At 38.5% G+C, this 21697-nt stretch carries 23 protein-coding genes; 13 read left to right on the forward strand and 10 right to left on the reverse strand.

The window, feature by feature from the left end:
- Positions 1 to 149: 149 nt before the first annotated feature.
- The gene (locus AC6CIB_RS01295; protein ID WP_498277521.1) at positions 150 to 992 is read right to left on the reverse strand and encodes an STAS domain-containing protein; all 843 of its coding nucleotides are present in this window, start codon (positions 990 to 992) and stop codon (positions 150 to 152) included.
- A 167-nt stretch (positions 993 to 1159) separates the two neighbouring features.
- Here AC6CIB_RS01295 and AC6CIB_RS01300 point away from each other — a divergent pair, with 167 nt between their 5' ends.
- Both AC6CIB_RS01300 and AC6CIB_RS01305 read left to right on the forward strand, forming a co-directional pair.
- Positions 1160 to 1744: a histidine phosphatase family protein gene (locus AC6CIB_RS01300; RefSeq protein WP_498277522.1), complete on the forward strand. Its 585-nt coding sequence runs from the start codon at positions 1160 to 1162 to the stop codon at positions 1742 to 1744.
- A gap of 85 nt (positions 1745 to 1829) precedes the next feature.
- Positions 1830 to 2219 carry a thiol-disulfide oxidoreductase DCC family protein gene (locus tag AC6CIB_RS01305; RefSeq protein ID WP_498277523.1) on the forward strand — a complete coding sequence of 130 codons (390 nt, stop codon included), beginning with the start codon at positions 1830 to 1832 and terminating at the stop codon, positions 2217 to 2219.
- A 37-nt stretch (positions 2220 to 2256) separates the two neighbouring features.
- Here the strand turns inward: AC6CIB_RS01305 and AC6CIB_RS01310 are convergent, their stop codons facing one another.
- From AC6CIB_RS01310 to AC6CIB_RS01325, 4 genes are all read right to left on the reverse strand, one after another.
- A complete protein-coding gene (locus tag AC6CIB_RS01310) occupies positions 2257 to 2664 on the reverse strand; it encodes a secondary thiamine-phosphate synthase enzyme YjbQ (RefSeq protein ID WP_498277525.1) in 408 nt (135 codons plus the stop codon).
- A 55-nt stretch (positions 2665 to 2719) separates the two neighbouring features.
- Positions 2720 to 3262, reverse strand: coding sequence for a 2'-5' RNA ligase family protein (locus AC6CIB_RS01315; protein ID WP_498277526.1), 543 nt, complete (start codon positions 3260 to 3262; stop codon positions 2720 to 2722).
- 13 nt (positions 3263 to 3275) lie between these two features.
- Positions 3276 to 3569 (reverse strand): hypothetical protein, encoded by a 294-nt coding sequence (locus tag AC6CIB_RS01320; protein ID WP_498277528.1) that lies wholly within the window; start codon positions 3567 to 3569, stop codon positions 3276 to 3278.
- Positions 3570 to 3653: 84 nt separating this feature from the next.
- On the reverse strand, positions 3654 to 4379 hold the full coding sequence (locus tag AC6CIB_RS01325) for a LamB/YcsF family protein (protein ID WP_498277529.1): 726 nt from the start codon (positions 4377 to 4379) through the stop codon (positions 3654 to 3656).
- A 387-nt stretch (positions 4380 to 4766) separates the two neighbouring features.
- Here AC6CIB_RS01325 and AC6CIB_RS01330 point away from each other — a divergent pair, with 387 nt between their 5' ends.
- Entirely contained in the window at positions 4767 to 5231 is a 465-nt protein-coding gene (locus tag AC6CIB_RS01330; RefSeq protein WP_498277531.1) for an NUDIX hydrolase, read from the forward strand.
- A gap of 53 nt (positions 5232 to 5284) precedes the next feature.
- Here the strand turns inward: AC6CIB_RS01330 and AC6CIB_RS01335 are convergent, their stop codons facing one another.
- Complete coding sequence (locus tag AC6CIB_RS01335) at positions 5285 to 5461, reverse strand: hypothetical protein (RefSeq protein ID WP_498277532.1); 177 nt, start codon at positions 5459 to 5461, stop codon at positions 5285 to 5287.
- Positions 5462 to 5641: 180 nt separating this feature from the next.
- On the reverse strand, positions 5642 to 6934 hold the full coding sequence (locus tag AC6CIB_RS01340) for an MFS transporter (protein WP_498278604.1): 1293 nt from the start codon (positions 6932 to 6934) through the stop codon (positions 5642 to 5644).
- Positions 6935 to 7219: 285 nt separating this feature from the next.
- Between AC6CIB_RS01340 and AC6CIB_RS01345 the strand changes: the two genes are divergently transcribed.
- Together AC6CIB_RS01345 and AC6CIB_RS01350 are read left to right on the forward strand one after the other, a co-directional pair.
- Positions 7220 to 7900, forward strand: a complete 681-nt coding sequence (locus AC6CIB_RS01345) for a response regulator transcription factor (protein ID WP_498277533.1) — start codon at positions 7220 to 7222, stop codon at positions 7898 to 7900.
- Positions 7897 to 9306 carry a HAMP domain-containing sensor histidine kinase gene (locus tag AC6CIB_RS01350; RefSeq protein ID WP_498277534.1) on the forward strand — a complete coding sequence of 470 codons (1410 nt, stop codon included), beginning with the start codon at positions 7897 to 7899 and terminating at the stop codon, positions 9304 to 9306. Before AC6CIB_RS01345 ends, AC6CIB_RS01350 begins: the two co-directional genes overlap by 4 nt.
- Positions 9307 to 9330: 24 nt before the next feature.
- On the opposite strand, the gene AC6CIB_RS01355 is transcribed toward AC6CIB_RS01350, so the two are convergent.
- Positions 9331 to 9843, reverse strand: coding sequence for an Hsp20/alpha crystallin family protein (locus tag AC6CIB_RS01355; RefSeq protein WP_498277535.1), 513 nt, complete (start codon positions 9841 to 9843; stop codon positions 9331 to 9333).
- A 572-nt stretch (positions 9844 to 10415) separates the two neighbouring features.
- On the opposite strand from AC6CIB_RS01355, the gene AC6CIB_RS01360 reads away from it, so the two are divergent.
- From AC6CIB_RS01360 to AC6CIB_RS01370, 3 genes are all read left to right on the forward strand, one after another.
- A complete protein-coding gene (locus AC6CIB_RS01360) occupies positions 10416 to 13262 on the forward strand; it encodes a 2-oxoglutarate dehydrogenase E1 component (protein WP_498277536.1) in 2847 nt (948 codons plus the stop codon).
- A gap of 19 nt (positions 13263 to 13281) precedes the next feature.
- A complete protein-coding gene (gene odhB, locus AC6CIB_RS01365) occupies positions 13282 to 14514 on the forward strand; it encodes a 2-oxoglutarate dehydrogenase complex dihydrolipoyllysine-residue succinyltransferase (RefSeq protein ID WP_498277537.1) in 1233 nt (410 codons plus the stop codon).
- A gap of 170 nt (positions 14515 to 14684) precedes the next feature.
- Entirely contained in the window at positions 14685 to 14816 is a 132-nt protein-coding gene (locus tag AC6CIB_RS01370; protein WP_498277539.1) for a hypothetical protein, read from the forward strand.
- Positions 14817 to 15777: 961 nt separating this feature from the next.
- Here AC6CIB_RS01370 and sda read toward each other — a convergent pair.
- A complete protein-coding gene (sda, locus tag AC6CIB_RS01375; RefSeq protein WP_044336757.1) occupies positions 15778 to 15912 on the reverse strand; it encodes a sporulation histidine kinase inhibitor Sda in 135 nt (44 codons plus the stop codon).
- A 383-nt stretch (positions 15913 to 16295) separates the two neighbouring features.
- Here sda and AC6CIB_RS01380 point away from each other — a divergent pair, with 383 nt between their 5' ends.
- The 4 genes from AC6CIB_RS01380 to AC6CIB_RS01395 all read left to right on the forward strand — a co-directional run bounded on the left by AC6CIB_RS01380 (position 16296) and on the right by AC6CIB_RS01395 (position 20517).
- Positions 16296 to 17933, forward strand: a complete 1638-nt coding sequence (locus AC6CIB_RS01380; protein WP_498278606.1) for an AMP-binding protein — start codon at positions 16296 to 16298, stop codon at positions 17931 to 17933.
- 188 nt (positions 17934 to 18121) lie between these two features.
- Complete coding sequence (locus AC6CIB_RS01385; RefSeq protein WP_498277540.1) at positions 18122 to 19000, forward strand: gamma-glutamylcyclotransferase family protein; 879 nt, start codon at positions 18122 to 18124, stop codon at positions 18998 to 19000.
- A 30-nt stretch (positions 19001 to 19030) separates the two neighbouring features.
- Positions 19031 to 19861, forward strand: coding sequence for a GNAT family N-acetyltransferase (locus AC6CIB_RS01390; protein ID WP_498277542.1), 831 nt, complete (start codon positions 19031 to 19033; stop codon positions 19859 to 19861).
- A gap of 29 nt (positions 19862 to 19890) precedes the next feature.
- Positions 19891 to 20517 (forward strand): DedA family protein, encoded by a 627-nt coding sequence (locus AC6CIB_RS01395; protein WP_498277544.1) that lies wholly within the window; start codon positions 19891 to 19893, stop codon positions 20515 to 20517.
- Positions 20518 to 20554: 37 nt separating this feature from the next.
- On the opposite strand, the gene AC6CIB_RS01400 is transcribed toward AC6CIB_RS01395, so the two are convergent.
- On the reverse strand, positions 20555 to 20887 hold the full coding sequence (locus tag AC6CIB_RS01400; protein WP_498277545.1) for a hypothetical protein: 333 nt from the start codon (positions 20885 to 20887) through the stop codon (positions 20555 to 20557).
- Positions 20888 to 21193: 306 nt separating this feature from the next.
- Between AC6CIB_RS01400 and AC6CIB_RS01405 the strand changes: the two genes are divergently transcribed.
- Positions 21194 to 21397 (forward strand): DUF6501 family protein, encoded by a 204-nt coding sequence (locus tag AC6CIB_RS01405; protein WP_498277546.1) that lies wholly within the window; start codon positions 21194 to 21196, stop codon positions 21395 to 21397.
- Positions 21398 to 21697: the final 300 nt, after the last annotated feature.

Raw genomic sequence — 21697 nt, forward strand, 5'->3', positions numbered from 1 at the left:
TCGATAAAGGGTATGAAATGTATTGGTCAATTCCCATATATCTGGCCGTTCAAAGCATTCAACTATTATTTCATCATAAAATAAAAAAGAGTGACTAGTGTTTGGAAATAACCAAAAAAACCAGAAGCCATGTTGCAAATGGCTTCTGGTTATACATTATATTGATTGAATCCGATGTCTTCGAGAGCCTGTTTTAAGCTTGAGCTTGTTTTTAAATCCTTGAAGGTTATACCCAAATTCCCTAAAGTATGGGCAACTTCAGGACGGATACCTGTTAATACCGATTGGACACCCATCATTTTTAAAGCATTTACAATTTGATAGATATTATGCGAAACCATCGTGTCCATGATTGCTACACCGGATATGTCAATAAATAAATAGTCTAATTGCAATTCAGAGCTTTTCTTAAGTGCCGTTTCCAAAACAGAGCTGGCTCTATGAGTATCAATTTCACCGATAAGAGGAAGAATCGCAATTTTGTCAGCTATCGGCACAATCGGTGCTGAAAGTTCATCCATAGCAGTATGAACAAGGGCCAACTGATCTTTTTGCTGCTTTATAAATAACTCATTGAAAAGATAAGCAATTTCATCGAGCAAGGGATTTATCTTTTTGTTTGATTGCAGCATAATGGAGGCTGAAATTTGTTTGTCGATGATCTGTTCAGTGAAAATATCCCAAATGGCCATACGGAATGTGGATAGAGTTTTTAAAGATTCGTTTAGGGAGATACCTTTTTCGATGGCTATTTTCCCAACTTTCTGAGTCCACTCTTTTATTTTAATGAGAGAATCCTTTTGATCTTCATATAAAGATTCACCCAGTATTTGTATTAATTCAATTCTCCACTCTGTGATCTTCTCCATTTTCACACCTGAAAACTTAAGTTGTTCAGAGTAACGTTGTTCCTGATAGTCGATTACACCTTTAGCAATTTCAGATTTATGTGAAACGATCTCTTGACCCAGATATAATAATTCATCTCTCATTCTTTTCAGCCAACTCCTTATACTGCTCATTTATTGAACACTTTCGAAATAATCTCTTTTAATGGTAATATAGTATATCATAAAATCTAGCAGAATTATAACTTTCTTAAAGCATGGATAATGTACGGACATTAGAAACAGCAACTTTAATAGAAGGAGTAAATGAAATGACTCATATATGTTTAGTAAGACATGGTCAAACAGAATGGAATCTTTTGGGGAAATTACAAGGTCAAACAGATATACCATTAAATGAAACTGGAGAGCTTCAAGCAGAAGAATGCAGAGAATTTTTGAAGAAATCACAATGGGATGTTCTCATAACCACTTCTTTGATGAGAGCCAAAAAAACAGCGGATATTATCAATGAATCATTGGAACTGCCAATAGTTGAAATGGATCATTTCAAGGAACGCCATTTTGGTAAGGGAGAGGGACTGCCCCGTGAAGAAAGGGAAGAGCGATATCCTGACTTTATCTTTCCGAATATGGAATCGTACGAAGAGTTGATCGAGAGGGTGCAGGACGGGCTGGAAGAGATTCATATTCGGTTTCCCGACAAGAAGGTACTTTTAGTTGCTCACGGAGCTGTCATCAGTGCAGTTTTACGGGAGTTTCATGAAGAAGAGGCAGTACTGGGGCATGTGAAGCTATTTAACGGCTGCCTGACCAATCTCCAATTTAAAAATGAACGATGGGCAGTTCATTCATATAATGAAGTAGGTCACCTATCGGAGCATTCAAAAAGTTGAGAGCAGGTAACTTCCTGGAAAGATGTTTTGAATTCTATTATAATTAGAAGGGATTATGGGATATTCATGAAACGGTGTGATTTCATTGGCAATAATTTTGTTTGATGGCATATGTAATTTTTGCAATCGTAGTGTGCGATTTATTATCGAACGTGATCCTGAAGGAATCTACCAGTTTGCTTCCTTACAAAGCGATATTGGTCGACAATTATTGAAGAAGCATAACATTCCTCATACTACAGATAGCTTTGTATTAATTGAAGATCATAAAGCGTATGTGGAATCAACCGCTGCTTTAAAGGTTTGCTCTCATTTGACATGGCCATGGAAGCTCTTTACTGCATGCATAATCGTTCCTAAGCCCCTAAGAGATAGGGTATACAGATGGATTGCCGTGAATAGATACAAATGGTTTGGGAAACAAGAGACTTGTGTGCTGCCTTCGCAAAACATAAGAGAACGTTTTATAGAATAGAAAGACTCGAGGAAATGCCCCCGAGTCATTTCGTTCGTTATTCAGTTTTAATCGTTTTAACCGAAACCCTTCTTCTTGAACGTGGACCATCAAACTCACAGAGGTAGATGCCTTGCCAAGTTCCCAATAGAAGTTCTCCATTAGTAACAATGATTGTTTGAGAGTGTCCGACCGTACTTGTCTTTAAATGAGCAGCTGTGTTTCCTTCTCCATGAAGGTCGAGAGTATGTTCCCAAGGGTATACCTCGTCTAATCGACGTAGAAAATCTGTTTTTACATCGGGATCCGCATTTTCATTCACCGTGATTCCGGCTGTTGTGTGTAAGGATTGAACCACAACAATACCTTCCTTCATTTTTGCATTGATGATGATGTCTTGGACATAAGTGGTGATATCAATCATCTGATCGCGTTTTTTTGTATCGATTGTAAGAGTTTTTATCATAGCAATGACCCTTTCTATGTATGTCTTATTCCTCTAATTCCACTAAATGGCTTGCTTAAAACCAGCCATACTCTTTATCAATATGGTGCTGGCTATTAAGTGGTATTACACGGATTACATTGGATACATCCTGTTCATCCATTTCCTCTACTACGATTTCATTTACTACAGTGTGGAAGCATTCATTCCAACCTACAAACTCTTTTACAACTCGATGGAATTCTTCTTTTAATTTAATCCGCCCCAATGTGATATGAGGGGTGTAGGTATAGTAGGGGTTCCGGAAAGGAGTTAGCAATCCTTTATACAGTTCATCGTGTAAATGAATGACGGAATCATTCCCTTTTTTTACATTAAGATATAAATATTCACCAGATGCACCTGTAATCTCCTTTAACATCAGGTGAAATGGATGCATCTGACTAGCTACGTTATGCACATGTGAAATGATTTCACTAGTTGGTATGCTCGCAGTAAAAGGGAAAACGAGTGTAATGTGGGGAGGGATTTTATCCCATAATGGATCATGGATTTTTCTGATTTTATAAATTTCTTCTGCTGATTCAAATCGAGGAAAGATATGAATGGCTCGTTTCATCGGTCTACACCTTCTATTCACAAGATGTCTCCTGATTTCCTATGAATGTGTGCCTCTTACGCTCGAATGAAGCCCTGTAGCACTTTCCGTCTTTTGTCTTGTATAGAGCTTCATACACTTTTTCTTTATTATCAGTGGTATGAGTTTGAATGATTCCAATGATGATTGAGTCGGGAGATACGGTTTGTAGAGATGTTTTAATGCCAGAGTGCAAAAGGAACCGTTGATAGCCATATAGAATAATAACGCAAGCAACAAGTAATATGAACATCCAGCGGAAACCTTCGAGTAGTAAAGTCTTATTCATTAGAGACTGCTCCTATCTTCTATACAATAGACAATCCTATACATTCTCCATAGAATAAGGGCTTTAGTATAGCCCTTATATAATTCAACTTAACTTTTCAAATAATCTTTTAGCAAGGTTTAAAGCAGCCGTGTTATCTCCATGAAGACAAATGGTATCCGCTTTAATTGATAATACCTCACCATCTGTTGAAACTACTTCTTGTTTCTCCACCATTCGTAAGACTTGCTTTTCGACTTCGTTTTCATCATGAAGTACGGCATTGGGAAGGGAACGGGGAGTTAGTGAACCATCAGATTGATAGGATCGATCGGCAAATACTTCATGAGCAACACGCAACCCGAGTTCTTCTCCTGCTTTTGTCAGCTCACTTTGAGAAAGGCCGAACAATGTTAATCCAGGGTCAAGGTCGTATACTGCTTTAGCAATCGATGCAGCGAGTTCGGAATCCCTCGCAGCCATATTATAGAGGGCACCATGAGGCTTTACATGTGACAACTTGCCTCCCTGTGCCTTAATAAATGCGAGTAAGGCGCCAATTTGATATTGTACAAGGGCATATACTTCTTCAGGGGTGACATGGATCACTCTTCTTCCAAACCCTTGAAGGTCAGGCAATCCAGGGTGAGCACCGATCTTTAGATTGTGACTTAATGCATTTGTGACTGTTTGTTTCATTACGAGAGGATCTCCTGCATGGAATCCGCAAGCGACATTGACGGAGGAAACGAATTTCATCATTTCATCATCTTGTCCAATTGTATATGTACCAAAACTTTCTCCTAAATCACAGTTTAAATCGATTTTCATTTTTCCATCCTTTCATCCACTAGAATGAATTGTAACATTCTGAATTCTTATTTATCATATCATAAATTTAATCTGGATGCTTTTCTGATAGAGTAGTGGAGAATTAAGGGAGAAAATGATTTTCTCATCAAATTTTAATCTTGTTCTAATAGAGTTCACTTTTTCACCCGTTACAATGAATCTTGCTTATGAATAAGGATTTATCACTCCCTAAACAAAAAGAAAGTGGGGTAGCTTTCTTTTTGTTTAAATCTTTATTTTGTAAGACCCATTCTAATTTCTTTCCTTTGGAGACAAAAGTTTTGCTGAAGCTTTTGTCTTCTTTTTGTGTATTTTTAGACAATATTGGTTTTTTATGGGTTAGAATGAAGGGGAAGGAGGGGTCAAATGGATCTTGTGTTTAAACAAAACCAAAACGTTTTTAATTACAGGGTAGTGGCCGTCTGGATAGAACAGGACCATATTTTATTACATAAACAAGTGGAAGACAGTTACTGGTCGTTGCCCGGTGGAAGAGTCGTAATGGGAGAAGCATCACAGGAAAGCTTAAAGAGAGAAATGCGAGAGGAATTAGGAATTGAAATTCATGTAGAACAATTGATCATGGTGAACGAAAATTTCTTTCCATATAAAGAATGGGATTTCCATGAAATTGGATTTTACTTTAAAGTCAAAGCATCAGACAGGGTGATTATTCAAAAGGACGCCTTTCATGGAATGGAAGGGGATCGTTTATTATACAAGTGGATTCCAATTGAAGAACTTTCAAAAGTACAATTATATCCTCAAGAGGTTAACGATATGTTATCACATCAACCAAATGAAACACTGCATATTGTGTCAAAGAAGTGATTAAGGGGAAGGAAGAGAAGAACTTCTCCACCTTTTAGTCTATGTAGTACTACTTACTGTGAATGAGTCAGTTTCAGCTTTACTTTTTGAATCAAAGATTTCATCTTTCCTTCGCTTCTATTCGCCTTGGGGTGATGATCCATTACTTTTGTACGTAGAAAATAATTAATGACTTCTTCAGCCAGAATGAGAAGAACAAAAAGAGAAACAATCACGATTATCCAAGTCATATATATTCCTCCCTTACTATCCCTATCATGTTTATGGATATATCTACCACATTATGAATCGAAATAAACATGTTGGAATCGTAAAGAACGAGCTTTCTTTATTCTACTCAGCAAAGTGGGTGTGCAAATTGAAAAACGAAGCCTGCATTCAGCTCCGTTTTTTCATCATGGAATGAATCCTTAAGTCTTTTTAGTTGAGACAGTTTGCGGTGGAGTTTCCGGAACCTTAATGAAAAGCATTCCGACCAGGCTGGAAAATAGGCATAGGACTATGAAAATGATAAAGGTACTCAAAGGTTCAATCAACGCTACTATAGGAGGACCTAAAGCGACACCTGTAAACCTCATCGAACTGTAAATGGAGGTAATGGTGCCACGGTGTTCTTTCTCAATTCCTTCTGTAATCAATGCATCCAAACAGGGAAGGGCTGCGCCCATTCCGATACCAGCAATGGAAAATATACTCAAGGTTACCCATTTTCCTTCAGAGAAAATTAATGGAAAGAAAGCCACCGAACTCATTAGGGATCCAAATACGATGACCCACTTCATCTTGACTTTGCTCTTTCCCATAACTTTTCCGGTTATATAGGAGGTAAGGCATAAAAAAAGGAGTGGGACTGCTAAGTATAGTCCCTTCATTACTCCGTTAATTCCATAAGCCTGCTCTAAGCGGGTTGATAAATAATATAAAAATCCAAATAAAGTAAACATGGAAATGATTCCGATAACAAATATTCCGAAGATCCATTTCTTTTCCTTCCTAAGGACGGTTCCCACCTCATGAACAAATTCCTTAATGGTTTGTTTCGCTTCTTCTCCTTTTTTAGCTGGGACTTTTACAAATACCCAAATCAGTAAAATGGATAAAAGTGAAAATACTGGAATGGAAAAGAAGGGAATAAACCAAATCCATGCAGCAAATAATGCACCAAGTATCGGGCTTAGAACTTTGCCGAATGTATTAGATGTCTCGATTAAGCCCAATCCCTTGGTGATTTGTTCATCATCCTCATACAGATCACCGACGGTAGGGATGACGACCGGGAAGGCACCGGCTGCTCCAATTCCTTGAACAACCCTTCCTACAATAACAAAAATATAGGCGTTGGAACCATATATGGAAGCAAATCCACAAATGAGGCCACCGATTCCTGCAATGACTAAACTGGGTATTAAAATCATTTTCCTTCCGAAACGATCGGATAAGTAACCGGCAATTGGAATGCAGAGTATGGCTATGATGGAGTAAACGGTGATAATCAAGCTTGATTGAAATCCCGTAATGTTAAGCTCCTTTTCTAATTGGGGCAGAACAGGGATCAACATCGAATTTCCGAGTGTCATAACTAAAGGTATAGAGGATAACGCCAGTAAATCTAATTTTTTCTTACTTTCCATTTCGTGCACCTCATTCTTATTTATACACTGTTTATTTTCTTCAAGAGGGGCGTTTTCATACCACTTATTTATTTCATTGTAATAGTATTATGTAAACAAAATAGTTCCATTTTCTCTAACTGAAAACTTACCCTTTTCTCATTGAATTTTAATGAAAGTGGAGGAAAATGACGGTAATGATAAAAGGGAGGTATGGACCATGTGGATTCGAATAATTCCTATTTTATTTTTCAGTTTTACTGCCATTACATTAATGACGTATCAAGGCATTGAAATCTTTCAAGCGCTTAATGATTTTATTTTCAGCAAAAGTAAAATAAAATAAGACGTATTAAGCATTTAGAGCAGGTGATTTATGTGAAAAGAATTTTAGTCATTGAAGATGAAAAAAATCTCTCCCGGTTCATTGAACTGGAACTTAAATATGAAGGATATGAAGTAAGTCTTGCCTATGATGGAAGAGGGGGGTTAGAGAAAGCTTTAAACGAGGATTGGGACATTATCTTATTGGATCTTATGCTCCCTAATTTAAACGGACTTGAGGTTTGCAGAAGAATCCGGCAAGTGAAAGCTATTCCAATCCTCATGATCACGGCAAGGGATAGTGTAATGGACCGTGTATCAGGATTGGACAGCGGTGCAGATGATTATATCGTTAAGCCTTTTGCCATTGAAGAACTGTTAGCGAGATTGAGGGCCGTATTTAGACGAGCCGGAAATGAAGCAGCAGCTTCGACTCAAACAACTTATCATTACCGTGATATCACCGTTCAAAAGGAATCCCGGCAAGTATTTAAGCTTGAACATGAAATCGAGGTTACAAAAAGGGAGTACGACCTATTACTAGCCTTTTTGGAAAATAAGAATATTGTTTTGACCCGTGAAGTCCTTCTCAATAAAGTGTGGGGCTATGATACCGAGGTTGAAACGAACGTAGTGGATGTTTATGTAAGATACTTACGTAATAAAATTGATTCGCCTGACGAAGATAGCTACATCCAAACTGTACGCGGTACTGGGTATGTGATGAGGACATGAATACACTCCTGGATCGTTTTAAGCCCTCTTCTCTTAAAGTAAAGTGGGCATTAGCCGCTGGTTCAGCCATATTCCTAGCCTTTTTCTTATTTAGTTTTTTTCAATATCATGCAATCAGTAAGTGGATGGTGGCTGAAGAAGAAAATAATTTTGGTCGTGTACTGGATGAAATTACGGTGTTCTTCAAACAAAGAGGGCCAAATATACAGCTCCAGGACATTTATGATAGCCGGGATTTGATGAAACAAATAGCTGAAAAGGACCAGACTATACGTATTTTAGATCATCAGGGGAATCAAGTATTGGAAATAAGAGGTGAAAATGAATCGGCTTTTTACGTACCTTTTCAACCCGTTAGAGAGAACTCGGTTACACTCATTGAATCTGAGGAAAAACAAATGCTTATTGGGAGATCTCCTATACGATCGAGTCAATTCAATGGATATGTTGAAATTATCCAGCCTTTAAATCGATATGAAAAGATCATGAAGAACCTGTTCTGGATGATGACCATCACGGGGGTATTAGCGCTCTTGATCAGTGCAATTATCGGCTATTTCATGGCTAGAAGTTTTGTGCGTCCATTAAATAAGCTTTCTGAAACAATGAGATCCATTGAAAGAAAAGGATTTCACGAAAGAGTTGAGATTGTGAAGGCCCATGATGAAATCAGTGATCTATCGCAAATTTTCAATAAGATGATGAGCGAAATTGAGAAATCATTTCAGCAGCAGCAACAATTTGTTGAAGATGCATCACATGAATTAAGAACGCCCATACAGGTATTAGAAGGACACTTGGCACTTTTGAACAGGTGGGGAAAAAAAGATCCGACGATACTGGAAGAATCTTTACAGGTATCATTGGAAGAACTTGAAAGAGTGAAAAGACTTATAGGTGAATTGTTAGAACTTTCCAGGGCGGATCGTGAGAAATTTAACCTTCAAAACGCTCGTACCAATCCACATAAAGTGGTTGATAAGGTTATTAGAGACTTTAAATTTCTACATCAAGAACGCACTTTCTCGTGCTTGGATGAGTTGGATCACGAAGCGATGGTGACTATTATGCCAAGGCATCTGGAACAAATTATGATCATCCTGTTAGATAATGCTGTTAAATACTCTGATAAGCATTCAAACATTGAAATAAAGCTAGTGAATCGTGAAGAAGATGTGATGATCGAAGTAAAAGACGAAGGAATCGGAATTCCAGAAGAAGATCTTCCAAAAATCTTTGACCGGTTCTACCGTGTGGATAAGGCCAGAAGTCGTGAAAAAGGCGGGTATGGTTTGGGGTTAGCCATTGCAGCAAAGCTCATTCAAAATTACAACGGTGCCATCATAGCCTTAAGAAACGAACCCGCAGGTACCAATATACGCATCTTTCTTAAGTATGCTCATTAAATGTATTCTACGATAAATGACGTCTCAATATTTATCTGAGACGTCTATTTCTGTATATTGCATGTCGATGCTTTTAGGTATTTTCAGCTCTAATATGCCGTCCTTGTATTGAGCCACTGCGCCTTTTTTTTTCACTAGACAAGGGAGTGTGATGACCTGTCGTTCCCCATTTTCAGGGATGTTCTCGATAATAGCCTGATTCGATGTGTGGAAAATTTTCAATTGCTTCATCCACTCTTCACTTGGAACCTGCAAACGGATGTAAATATCCTCAAAAGATTCAAAGACATTTGCAGGTATTGAAGTAGAAGAAGGAGAAGATTGCCCCCGCTGAGATTTCTGCCCCTGATTGCCCTTCGGATTCATAAAGGATTGCGCCCCGCTCATCATATCATTCGGATTCATCATACCGTCCCATCCGCCCGGGAACATTTTTTTCATCATTCCTTGTATATAGGAATCCATTTCTTTCGGATTCATCTGATTCATTTGATCTTTCATGTCTTTATTGAAAGGGAATAAACTCCATGGGAACATGTGAACCACCTCACTTTAATCTGTATAGGCCAACTGCCATGATTGTTATATTGTATGCAATGCATGGGCGATGAGTTCATTGCAAGAGGGAAGAAATGAAAAAGTAATATAGGGCCAGCGTTGAAATTTAAACACATAAGGTTTATCTAACATTCTGAAAAACTTATAATCTATAAAAATTTATGAAAAATAACAAAAAATATTTGGTTTTTTTTAGTAACAGTAGTAAGATGGTTTATGAAAAAAGTACCCTTATATCAGGGATACAAGAAGGTGAAAGAGAAAGCGCTTAATAAAATATTATTTCAGAATAGTCGATATACAAAAAAGGTTTTCTTGCAATTTATTATGGGAATATAAGTAATATCCATATGCATAATGTGGAAAACAAAATTTTGAGAAATTTGTCTTAAAGACTTTATCTTACTACTGCACAGTGATAAAATGTCCTTGTAAGCGTTTTAATGTGTTTAAAATTACTATTCTTGCATAATGAAATATGGCTTTGAAATTGTAAGAATACATGATACCCAAATTATACTAACTGGCAAAATAGTTGGAGGTTTTTCACAATGAAAAAGCAATCGGCAAAAGGGGAACCGTGGCAATCGTTTTACGGACCTAACCTAGGCTATGTGATGGAGGTTTATGAACAATTCCTGGAGGATCCAACAGACGTAGATCCTGAATTGAAAGAATTATTCGAACAATGGGGCCCTCCTACAGCTGAAGACGTACAAGTAATCGCAAGTGCTCAGCATGGGGATGCATCATTCACGTTGCCGGCACAACCGACTGCGTTAAGTAAAATGGTAGCAGCAGTCAAATTAGCAGATAATATTCGTACATATGGTCATTTAGCTGCGGATATTAATCCCCTTAATGACCGAAACAAAGACACAAGAAGAATTGAACTATCTGAGTTTAATTTAACTGAGGAAGATTTAACGCAGATTCCTGTTGATTTCTTATGCCCAAATGCACCTTCTTACATAAGGGATGGTTTGCAGGCAATCAATCATTTAAGACAGGTCTACACTAAAAAATTGGCATTTGAATATGCTCATGTTCATGAACTTGAAGAAAAGAATTGGTTAAGAGAAAAAATTGAATCAAAATCCTATTTCACTCCTCTTTCTAAGGAAAAGAAACTGGCGTTATTAAAACGGCTTGCCGAAGTGGATGGATTTGAAAAATATATTCACCGTACATTTGTTGGTCAGAAGCGTTTCTCCATTGAAGGACTGGATTCTATGGTGCCTTTATTGGACGAAATGGTTCGTTATTCAGTTGAATCAGGTGCTAAAACAGTCAATATCGGCATGGCACACCGAGGTCGCTTAAACGTGTTGGCCCATGTTATTGGTAAACCGTATGAAATGATTTTTGCTGAATTCCAACATGCCCCAAGCAAGGATCTGATACCTTCAGAAGGATCAATAGGGATTACTTATGGATGGACAGGTGATGTTAAGTATCATTTAGGTGCTGATCGCGAAATCTCACCTCTACAGTCGTCAACAGCGAGAGCACGTGTTACTCTGGCGAATAACCCAAGTCACTTAGAGGTTGTGAGCCCGATTGTGGCTGGTTATACACGTGCTGCACAAGAAGTTCGTGAAGATAGGGGTTATCCAGAGCAATCACCGGAAACTTCCTACGCTATCATGATTCACGGAGATGCTGCCTTCCCTGGACAAGGTGTTGTAGCTGAAACATTAAATATGAGTCAATTACGTGGATATAACACGGGTGGATCCATTCATCTGATTGCGAACAATATGATCGGTTTCACGACTGAAAGCCGTGATTCACGCTCTACGAAATATGCATCTGATACTGCCAAAGGCTTTGAAGTTCCGATTGTCCATGTCAATGCAGATGATCCTGAAGCTTGTCTTGCTGCAGCGGTGCTCGCCTATGAATATCGTAAAACCTTTGGAAAAGACTTTGTCATTGATTTGATCGGCTACCGCCGTTTTGGTCATAACGAAATGGATGAACCGATGGTGACGAATCCATTAATGTACTCTGTTATTCAAAACCATCCAAATGTTAAGAAACTATATGCTGAAAAATTAATTTCAGAAGGAATCGTCACAGAAACAGATGTAGACAAATTAGATACCGACATTGAAGCAGAATTAAAAGCGGCTTACGATAAAGTACCGGCTAAAGACGATGATCCCGATACCGTTCTTGCCCCACCTGAGTACGTAGCAAATGGCTTACCGGAAATTAATACGAGTGTTGATTTTAATAAGCTTGAAGGTTTAAACAATGAACTGCTTCAATGGCCGGATGGCTTTAATGTGTTCAAGAAATTGGAGCGCATTTTAAAGCGACGTAGCCAGGTATTTGAAGGTAAAGGGAAAATAGACTGGGCCCATGCTGAGACATTGGCGTTTGCTTCTATCTTGAAGGATGGTACGCCGATTCGATTAACGGGACAGGATTCAGAGCGTGGTACATTTGCTCAACGCCACCTAGTTCTTCATGATGAAAAATCTGGTGAAGAATACATTCCTTTACACAATCTACAGGACAGTCATGCTTCGTTTGTTGTTCTTAATAGTCCTCTTACTGAAACAGCCGTTGTTGGATATGAGTATGGGTACAATGTATTTGCACCTGAGACGTTGGTTCTTTGGGAGGCGCAATTTGGTGATTTCTCCAATATGGCACAGGTGATGTTCGATCAATTTATTTCAGCTGGCCGTGCAAAATGGGGTCAAAAAACCGGCCTGGTTATGCTGTTGCCGCATGGATACGAAGGTCAAGGGCCAGAACACTCAAGTGCCCGCTTAGAACGATTCCTGCAACTGGGTGGAGAATATAACTGGACGGTTGCCAACTGTTCTACAGCTGGTCAATACTTCCATATTCTTAGACGTCAAGCTGCCATTTTACAAAAAGAAGAAGTAAGACCACTTGTAATCATGACGCCGAAAAGCTTGCTCCGAAATCAATTTGCAGCTGTCACAGCTGAGGAATTAGCCCATGGAAAATTCCATTCAGTTCTGGAGCAAAAGGGTCTTGGTGAGAACCAGGATGCTGTTGAACGGGTTGTATTATGCAGTGGAAAAATTGCGATTGATTTAGAAGAAAAGCTTCAAAATATCGATGATAAAGATTGGTTACACATTCTTAGAGTTGAAGAAATTTATCCTTTCCCTAAAGGTGATATATCAGCCATTCTGGAAAGATATTCAAACCTTAAAGAAATTGTATGGATTCAAGAAGAACCTAAGAATATGGGAGCATGGACATTTGCCGAATCACGACTCCGTGACATTGCACCTGAGGGTGTTGAGGTTCATTATGTTGGTCGTCGAAGACGTTCCAGTCCATCAGAAGGTGAACCAACAGTACACAAAAAAGAACAATCACGAATTATTAACGAAGCGTTAACTCGATAAGAAAGAGGAGGACATCATAGTGGCAGAAATTAAAGTTCCAGAATTAGCAGAATCAATTACAGAAGGTACAATCGCCCAATGGTTGAAACAGCCAGGGGATTATGTGGAAAAGGGCGAGTACATCGTTGAGCTGGAAACAGATAAAGTAAATGTTGAAGTCATTTCAGAAGAAGCAGGTACGATTCAAGAACTTAAAGCTGATGAAGGCGATACGGTTGAAGTCGGTCAAGTTATTGCCATTGTTGGTGCAGGTGGAGAAACTCAATCTTCTGGAACAAAAGAAGAAGCACCTGCCCCTAAGCAGGAAGAGAAGAAAGAAGAGGCAACTGAAGAAGCACCTGCGAAAGAGGATAAAAAGAACCGTCCAATCGCTTCTCCTGCGGCTCGTAAGTTGGCACGTGAAAAAGGCATCGATCTTTCCGAAGTGCCAACAGATCCACTAGGCCGTGTTCGTAAGCAGGACATTGAAGCCTATAGCAATAAGCCAGCAGAAGCTCCATCTAAACCTTCTGCTCAAGAGAAGAAGGCACCTGCGAAAAAAGATGATGGAAAGCCGGTAGTTCGTGAAAAGATGTCACGCCGTCGTCAAACGATTGCGAAACGCTTAGTAGAGGTTCAGCAAACAGCTGCCATGCTTACAACGTTTAATGAGATTGATATGAGTAAAGTAATGGAGCTACGTAAACGTAAAAAGGATAAATTCTTTGATGACCACGATGTAAGACTTGGTTTCATGAGTTTCTTTACAAAAGCAGTCGTAGCAGCCCTTAAGAAATTCCCATACGTGAACGCTGAAATTGATGGGGATGAAATCGTTCTTAAGAAATTCTATGATGTCGGCGTAGCCGTGTCTACGGATGATGGATTGGTTGTTCCTGTCGTACGCGATTGTGAGCGCAAGAACTTTGCAGAAATCGAAGGGGGAATTATGGAACTGGCCACTAAGGCTAGAAACAACAAATTATCTCTTGGGGATCTGCAAGGTGGTTCATTCACGATTACAAATGGTGGGGTATTTGGTTCATTACTATCTACTCCAATCTTAAACGGACCGCAAGTTGGGATTTTAGGAATGCATAAAATTCAGCTTCGCCCAGTGGCCATTGATAAAGATACAATGGAAAATCGCCCTATGATGTACATTGCTTTATCGTATGATCATAGAATCATTGATGGGAAAGAAGCAGTTGGATTCCTGGCAATGGTGAAAGATTTACTTGAGAATCCAGAAGACTTACTACTTGAAGGCTAAGTAGTCCTGATTGAATAAGAATAGATGAATATTTGGCTGATTCATACATCCAATAGTGGATTATGGATCAGCTTTTTTTCACGTTTTTTTACTAAGAGAATAAAATATGGATAACTAAAATAAAGTTTACCAAAGGAAACTCTAAGAAATGAATAAGGAGGGCAGGTGTAATGATGAAGAACTTCAATTCAAAAAAGGTGATTCAGTATTCGTATCTATTTCATAAAATGGGATTATTGGATAATGAGCAATTCAAACAGATTGAGGAATACCATGGCTCCAAGTGTAAGAAGCATAGTTAATGTATGTTTCAAAAATGAAAGCTCTTTTCGTAAAGTTTGTTGCTATCTTAGAGAAGAGAGTAGTAGTTGATTTCCGCTACAGGAAGCTAGGTTCCACAGGGCGAGCGGTGAGCCTCCTCTGCACGCCTGCGTTCTCACCCACTAGCTTTGCATAACTTCCAAAAAAAGTTTATTTTTTAGAGGAGTGATAGTGTGAACAAAACATGGTCCGTTCCTTTCCACTCCAGGCACAAGATTCCCCGGGGAGGAAGTCTAGCCTCCTCGACGTTCCGTCTGTGGGGTCTCGAACCTTTCCTCAATCTCCCGCAGGAGTCAAGTGCCTACCGTTACAATCCACTCTGTGCTTCTACATTTTTCCTGCCTAATAATATGGATAGACAAATACAATAGGAGCACAAAATTAACCTCATTATGATAGCTCGAAATCAGTTAATGTTTATCGTCAATACCCACCGAGGCTTTAGCTTGTCCTCTTTTAAATTGCAATTATAAAAAGATTTTGATTGAACAGTAAGTCAAGGTTTTTGTGAGGGCTCAATTTGATAATTGGGAATCGTATCCTTAATTCGACACCCAGATGCACGTAAACCAGGATATTATGAATGAGATTGGAATCAAAAGAACAGTGGTTCTCAACTAAGTAGAAGAATAAATGCATTAGACACAATCATTCTTCAAGCTTTTAAGCTCTGTCACGAATTTTTCTTATAGATGGTGAGGGTAACTCCGCAGATTCCTGCGGAAGTACGGTCGTGCCGAGACCCCGGAAAGCGGAGCAGTTCCCCTCACCATCCAGCACAAATAATTGACAGAGCCCAAGAAGGTCTTAAGTTAAAGAACAACAATCTTTGCGAAAAGAGCCAAAATGGAAAAAGACAGACTCAAGTGAAAATGAGTCTGTCGTTAAAATCGCATCTCAGGGGGTGAGATATAAGCTAGTATTCTTTTTTAATTTTCATTGTCAAGATTTCCTAAAAGGCTTCAATCCTCGGTTACGAATTTCTTTCTTAAGAAGCAAAATCCAGTCTTGATCATTCCCTTGTTTCTCAGCATCACGATAAGCTGCCACCAACTGTTCATTACTTAAGATTTTCATGACCAACCTCCCAGGAATGTATAAAATATAGAATTTTCTATATTTTCTATATATTCTACATAGAAATCACTCATTTGAAAAGGGTTTTTTCATAAATTACGTCTAAAGATGTATTTTTAGTTATTATGTAGAATAAAGTTTAGAGGAGACGTTTTTTGTCTATATAAAATAGTTGGATTCATTGAGGTGATGTAGAATTTTGTCATTTATCTTAGCGTAATAAAAGACAAAAGAATAACCTGATTAATTAGTTTGAAAATTTTAATTTTTGTGATAATATTACACGCATAAGGAACTGAATATTTAACTTCTTTGACTACATATACTGAAAGGTTCCAGGCTGAACATGAATACAGATAAAGGGGGATATTCATTTGTCGGAGATTTTACATGCAACTGTAGGGGAATTACTCGAAGAAAAAGCTCGAATCCAGCCTGAGGTTGAAGCGGTCGTCTACGCAGACAGAGGATTAAGATGGTCTTATTATGAATTTAACCAACAGTGCAGGCAAGCTGCAAAAGGATTGATGGGTCTTGGGGTCAATAAAGGAGATCATATCGCGATATGGGCTTCTAACACACCTGAGTGGTTAGTAAGTCAGTTTTCAACGGGCAAAATGGGAGCAGTACTGGTAACCGTAAATACAAATTATCGAACTGCTGAATTAGAATATTTATTAAAGCAATCTGAGAGTAAAACGATTATTTTGATGGAAGAGTTCAGAGGGGCTTCCTATATAGATATGTTGTATGAAGTATGTCCTGAATTGAAAACGTCTAAGCCCGGAGAATTGGAGAGTTCAAAACTCCCTTATTTAAAAAATGTAATTGTCTTAGGGGAGAAAGCATATCCAGGTACATATAGCTGGCAGGATATTATAGATAGAGGGGATGAGGTTGAGGAAGGTGAGTTGGATGAAAGACTTTCGAGCCTATCCCCCCATGATGCCATCAACATGCAATACACGTCAGGAACGACAGGATTTCCTAAAGGAGTCATGCTTACTCACTCTAATATCGTAAACAATGGTTATAATATTGCTCAATGCATGAGATTGACGAACGAAGACCGTTTATGTATCCCTGTTCCATTCTTCCATTGTTTCGGGTGTGTATTGGGTACACTTGCATGTGTATCTGTTGGGGCTACTATGGTTCCATTACAGGAATTCGATCCGAAACAGGTTCTCCAAACGGTGCAGGATGAAAAATGCACAGGCCTTCATGGGGTGCCAACAATGTTTATTTCCGAGTTAAACCTTCCAGACTTTGATCAATACGATCTCTCCCAATTGCGTACTGGAATTATGGCCGGAAGCAACTGTCCGATCGAAGTGATGAAGGGTGTCATGGACAAAATGGGGGCTGATGAGATAACCATTGCCTATGGTCAGACAGAATCTTCCCCTGTTATTACTCAGACACGTACCCATGACCCAATTGAATTAAAGGTAGAGACGGTTGGAAAAGCCTTGCCAAATGTAGAAGTAAAGATAGTGAAGCCGGGATCGAACCGGGAAGTTCCCTATGGGGTACAGGGAGAGTTGTGTACTCGTGGGTATCACGTTATGAAAGGGTACTACAAGAATGAAGAGGCTACCAGGTTAGCCATAGACCATGAAGGTTGGCTGCATACTGGAGATTTAGCGGTCATGGATGAACACGGCTATTGTAGAATTACAGGAAGATTAAAAGACATGATCATTCGAGGCGGTGAGAATATTTATCCGAGAGAAATTGAAGAATTTCTTTATTCCCATCCAAAGGTATTAGATGTTCAAGTCATTGGAATTCCTGATGAAGTCTATGGTGAAGAAGTTATGGCCTGGATTATTTTGAAGGAAGGTCAAACTGCAACACCAGTGGAGATTAAAGAATATTGTACCGGGAAGATATCCCGTCATAAAATTCCAAGGTATATCGAGTTTACGGATTCCTACCCAATGACAGCTTCAGGGAAAATTCAAAAGTTTCGTTTAAGAGAGCAGGCGAAAGAAGCAGCACTTCCCAAAAGTAATTAACAAATTGAAAACGCTTCCTTGAAAAAGGACATTCCCGATTCATCGGGAATGTCCTTTTCATACTGATATAAAAGTATAATAGGAGTATTAGATAACTGAAATTTCAGAGACTATTTGATAAAATATAGGAAAGCTTCATTAATTAATTAACTATAATTAAATTATGTAAACAATAGGAGGGGTCATCTGTGTACGTTTTTGTTTATGGGACGTTAAGAAAACACGAAAGAAATCATTTTTTATTAAAAGAAGCTATATTGATGAGGGAACAAGCTTGGCTGGAAGGTGTTCTTTACGATACAAAAAGAGGATATCCCGCGCTAAAAGAAGGCAATGGGACCACTTATGGCGAATTATATAAAATCAACTCCAGTATATTATCACCTTTAGATGAGTTGGAGGATTTCATCGAAGAACGTGAAGACAACCTTTATATACGAAAGCTTAAACTGGTCCACACAGATAATGGACCGCAGGAAGCTTTTGTGTATTATTCTAGAAACGAAGAATTGTTCCAGGAAGAAATTTTTTCAGGAGATTGGAAAGTACATCAGTTTCTAAATGAAAAGCCTGCTAGAATACTTTATTTTGCGTATGGATCGTGCATGGATGATGAGCGTTTTAAATTAGCGCAAGTTGATCACCATTTTAAAAACTGTCTTGGTGCAGGAGTTCTAGAAGGATATTCTATGAAGTATCTCTTTAAAGTACATGATGGTGGCCGGGGAGACATCATTGAGGATGGAGGTACAATGGAAGGGGTAGTATATGATCTCCCTCAACAAGCAGTAGAATACTTGTTCACGAGAGAAGGGGTTGCTCCTGGGTGGTATAGAGCAGCTTTCATCGACATACATATTGGTGGGAAGCTTTACAAGGACGTATTAACCTTTATTGTGAAAGGTAAGTGTCAGGAAACCTGTCCACCAGATCATTATGCAAAAGAGATTCTACGTGGTAGTCGGCCACATGTAAGCAAGTCCTATCATGAAAAGTTACAGCAACAATTACTTGGAATAGGGATGACAGAAAATCAGGTGCAGGATCTTCTTAACGAAGAAGAATAGATGTACGAATGAGTTCCGGGAGGTGAAGTCATGCAGGTAAGTGATGATATATTATTTACTGCTATAGAGTCACATCACTGGGACTATCCAGAGCGATTGATACCGAGTGAAGTGGATAGTATACACAGTGATGGAATCGTAGCGATAAAAAATAATCAGTTAAAGAATGTATTTTCCAATAAAGTACCGAAATTCGTCGTGGAGAATTTAAATGATTTCCATGAAAAATGGGAGAAAATTGTGGGCTTTTTTGAAGAAGACTCCTTTAGTATGTGGATAAGAGAGCCTCTGTTAGATCAAGTAGAGGAATTCCTCCACTTACATAAGGGTAAAAAAGAAGATTATTATGACGGATTGTTTCTTGATCTTAACCAGAACAACACCCTACTCTCACCTGTTCATAGGGTTATTACAGTTGTAGATGACCATCACATCCATGATCTGGTTAATCTCAGTTCCGCTATCTGGGGATATGGCGAAGAAGAAAAACCGGTCATTTTCAAACAAAGAAAAGAGTTACTAAGTAAATTGGGAACGGATGGAGGTTTTACGTTAGCCTACAATGAAGAAGGGGATCCCGTCGGATATGGAAACTATAGATACAGCAGTGATAATTGCGTTCTTTACCTGAATGGAAGCGGGGTGCTGCCAGCAGAACGGTATAAAGGTGTATATTCTTCATTAGTGGCCCATCGATTGGAAATGGCAAAACGAGTGCAATGTCGGTTTGTAACCTGTCAGGCAAGAGTCGGCCACTCTGCCCCCATTCTCAAGAGGTTGGGCTTCCAAGCGTTTTCAAGCTATCAATATTGGGTAGTGAATAGAGAAACGCAGGCAGGTTTGATAAGCACGAAAAAATAGTCTCATTGTGTGAAGTGGGGTGGTACTGGATGGAGGTTTTATTGCAATTGGTCGATCAATTTGGATATATCGCCATGTTTCTTTTTAGCTGGATTGTTTTTTTAGGATTACCGGTACCTAACGAACTGGCTGCTGCACTATCGGGATATTTATCTGAATGGAGAAATTTCAACCCCTATACCTCCTTTTTCTTTATGTATAGTGGATTAATCTCTTATGGAATTTTCGCTTTTTTAAATGGCCGATATTTCGGAACAAAATTAATTTCTCGATTTATGAAGGGAGATAAATCAAGAAAACTCATTGACAATGGTGAAAAATGGATAAATAAGTATGGTCCATTTGCCATTTCTTTTAGTTATTTTATACCAGGCATCCGATTATTCATGCCTTATATTGCAGGAACTTCAAAAGGGATTTCTTTTATGAAGTTTCTCTTATATGCTCTTCCGTCTGCTTTCGTTTGGGGATTTGTGTATTTTCAGATTGGAAGGTATTTTCCAAAAAGTTTTCAAGGATTACTGGAAGAAGTGAGCTTGAAGGCAGGAATAATTTTTTTCATTTTATTCATCGGGGTTATCGTGTACAGTATTGTCTTTACCTTGAAGAAAACCCCTAACACCTCGAAATGGAAAAAGGTACGTTATCGAAAATAGAAAAGACTGATCAAAGATGCCTTCTCCTTTAATCAGTCTATCTATCTTGTTCATCCTTAATAATAGTAAAATACTTCCCGAATGCACCCAATGCTTTAATTGTAGTTCTTGAGCCATTTTCATCCTCATATATTTTACCGGTTGTGTTAAATAGCAAGTAACCGTTTTTAACATTTGAGCCTGTTTCAATCAGGGTTGAATAAGAATTTCCTTCAAGTTTCTTCGTACATGTTATAGATTCATGACATTCAATATTGTATTCATCTAAAAGCCATAAATAAAATTGTTCTTCATTAGGCCGGTGGGTGCTCATGTAAAATACCATCAAAACAAAAGTGAACATACCTATTCTTTTAAATCCGTTTTTCACTATAATCGAACCTCTCCTGCAAATTCCTCCTATAATATACCATATATTTATGTTGAAAGTGATAGGATTCACAAAAAACTGCCAAAAATCAGAATGGTTTTGGCTAAAAAGGTTGGGACTTAGTGGGTTTATTTTAGCATTGCACTGCACGAAGATTTAAACCTCATTTGTGACGATTGAACGACCTATATGCTTAATATGAAGGAAGTAAGTTTCAAGTATTCCTGTCATTGAGATAGTAGTTGAACTTATAGCTCTGTAAGAATATACTATTAGCATAGTACATTCATAAAGGAGGTTATTGAATTGATTCACCAAACTTGGACTGAAGACAATACCGGAAAAAAGATAAAATGTGTACATACGGATGCGAAGAAATATACAGTTGAAAATGTTTTAACCATTGGAAAAGAATACGAGGTGAAAAACGAATCTGAAGAGTATTACTTCGTCATCGATGAAAGTGGGAAAATGGGAGGCTTCTACAAAGAGTACTTTGAAGAGGTGTAAGCCACTCCTTTCTGGCTGGTTTCTTCTCACGTGGAGAAACCGGCTTTTTTTAATGGCTACTAAAATGTGGTGCAAATGGGGAGAAGAGAATGAAACACTCATTTAGTAAGCGAATCATTTTTATGGAGGACCAAGCATCTCAAATTAACCTATTCAAGAGTTATGAAACGGAAGTATATATAGAGACTCAAACAAGTGAAGCCCGATCTAGAAATTGAAAAGCTGATCAACACCCGAATGAGGGTGTTTTTTTTTACATTCTGATGTATTAATTGGTTGCTGAAGCAAAATTAAAATAGA

This window comes from Rossellomorea sp. GQ25 (genome assembly GCF_059758515.1).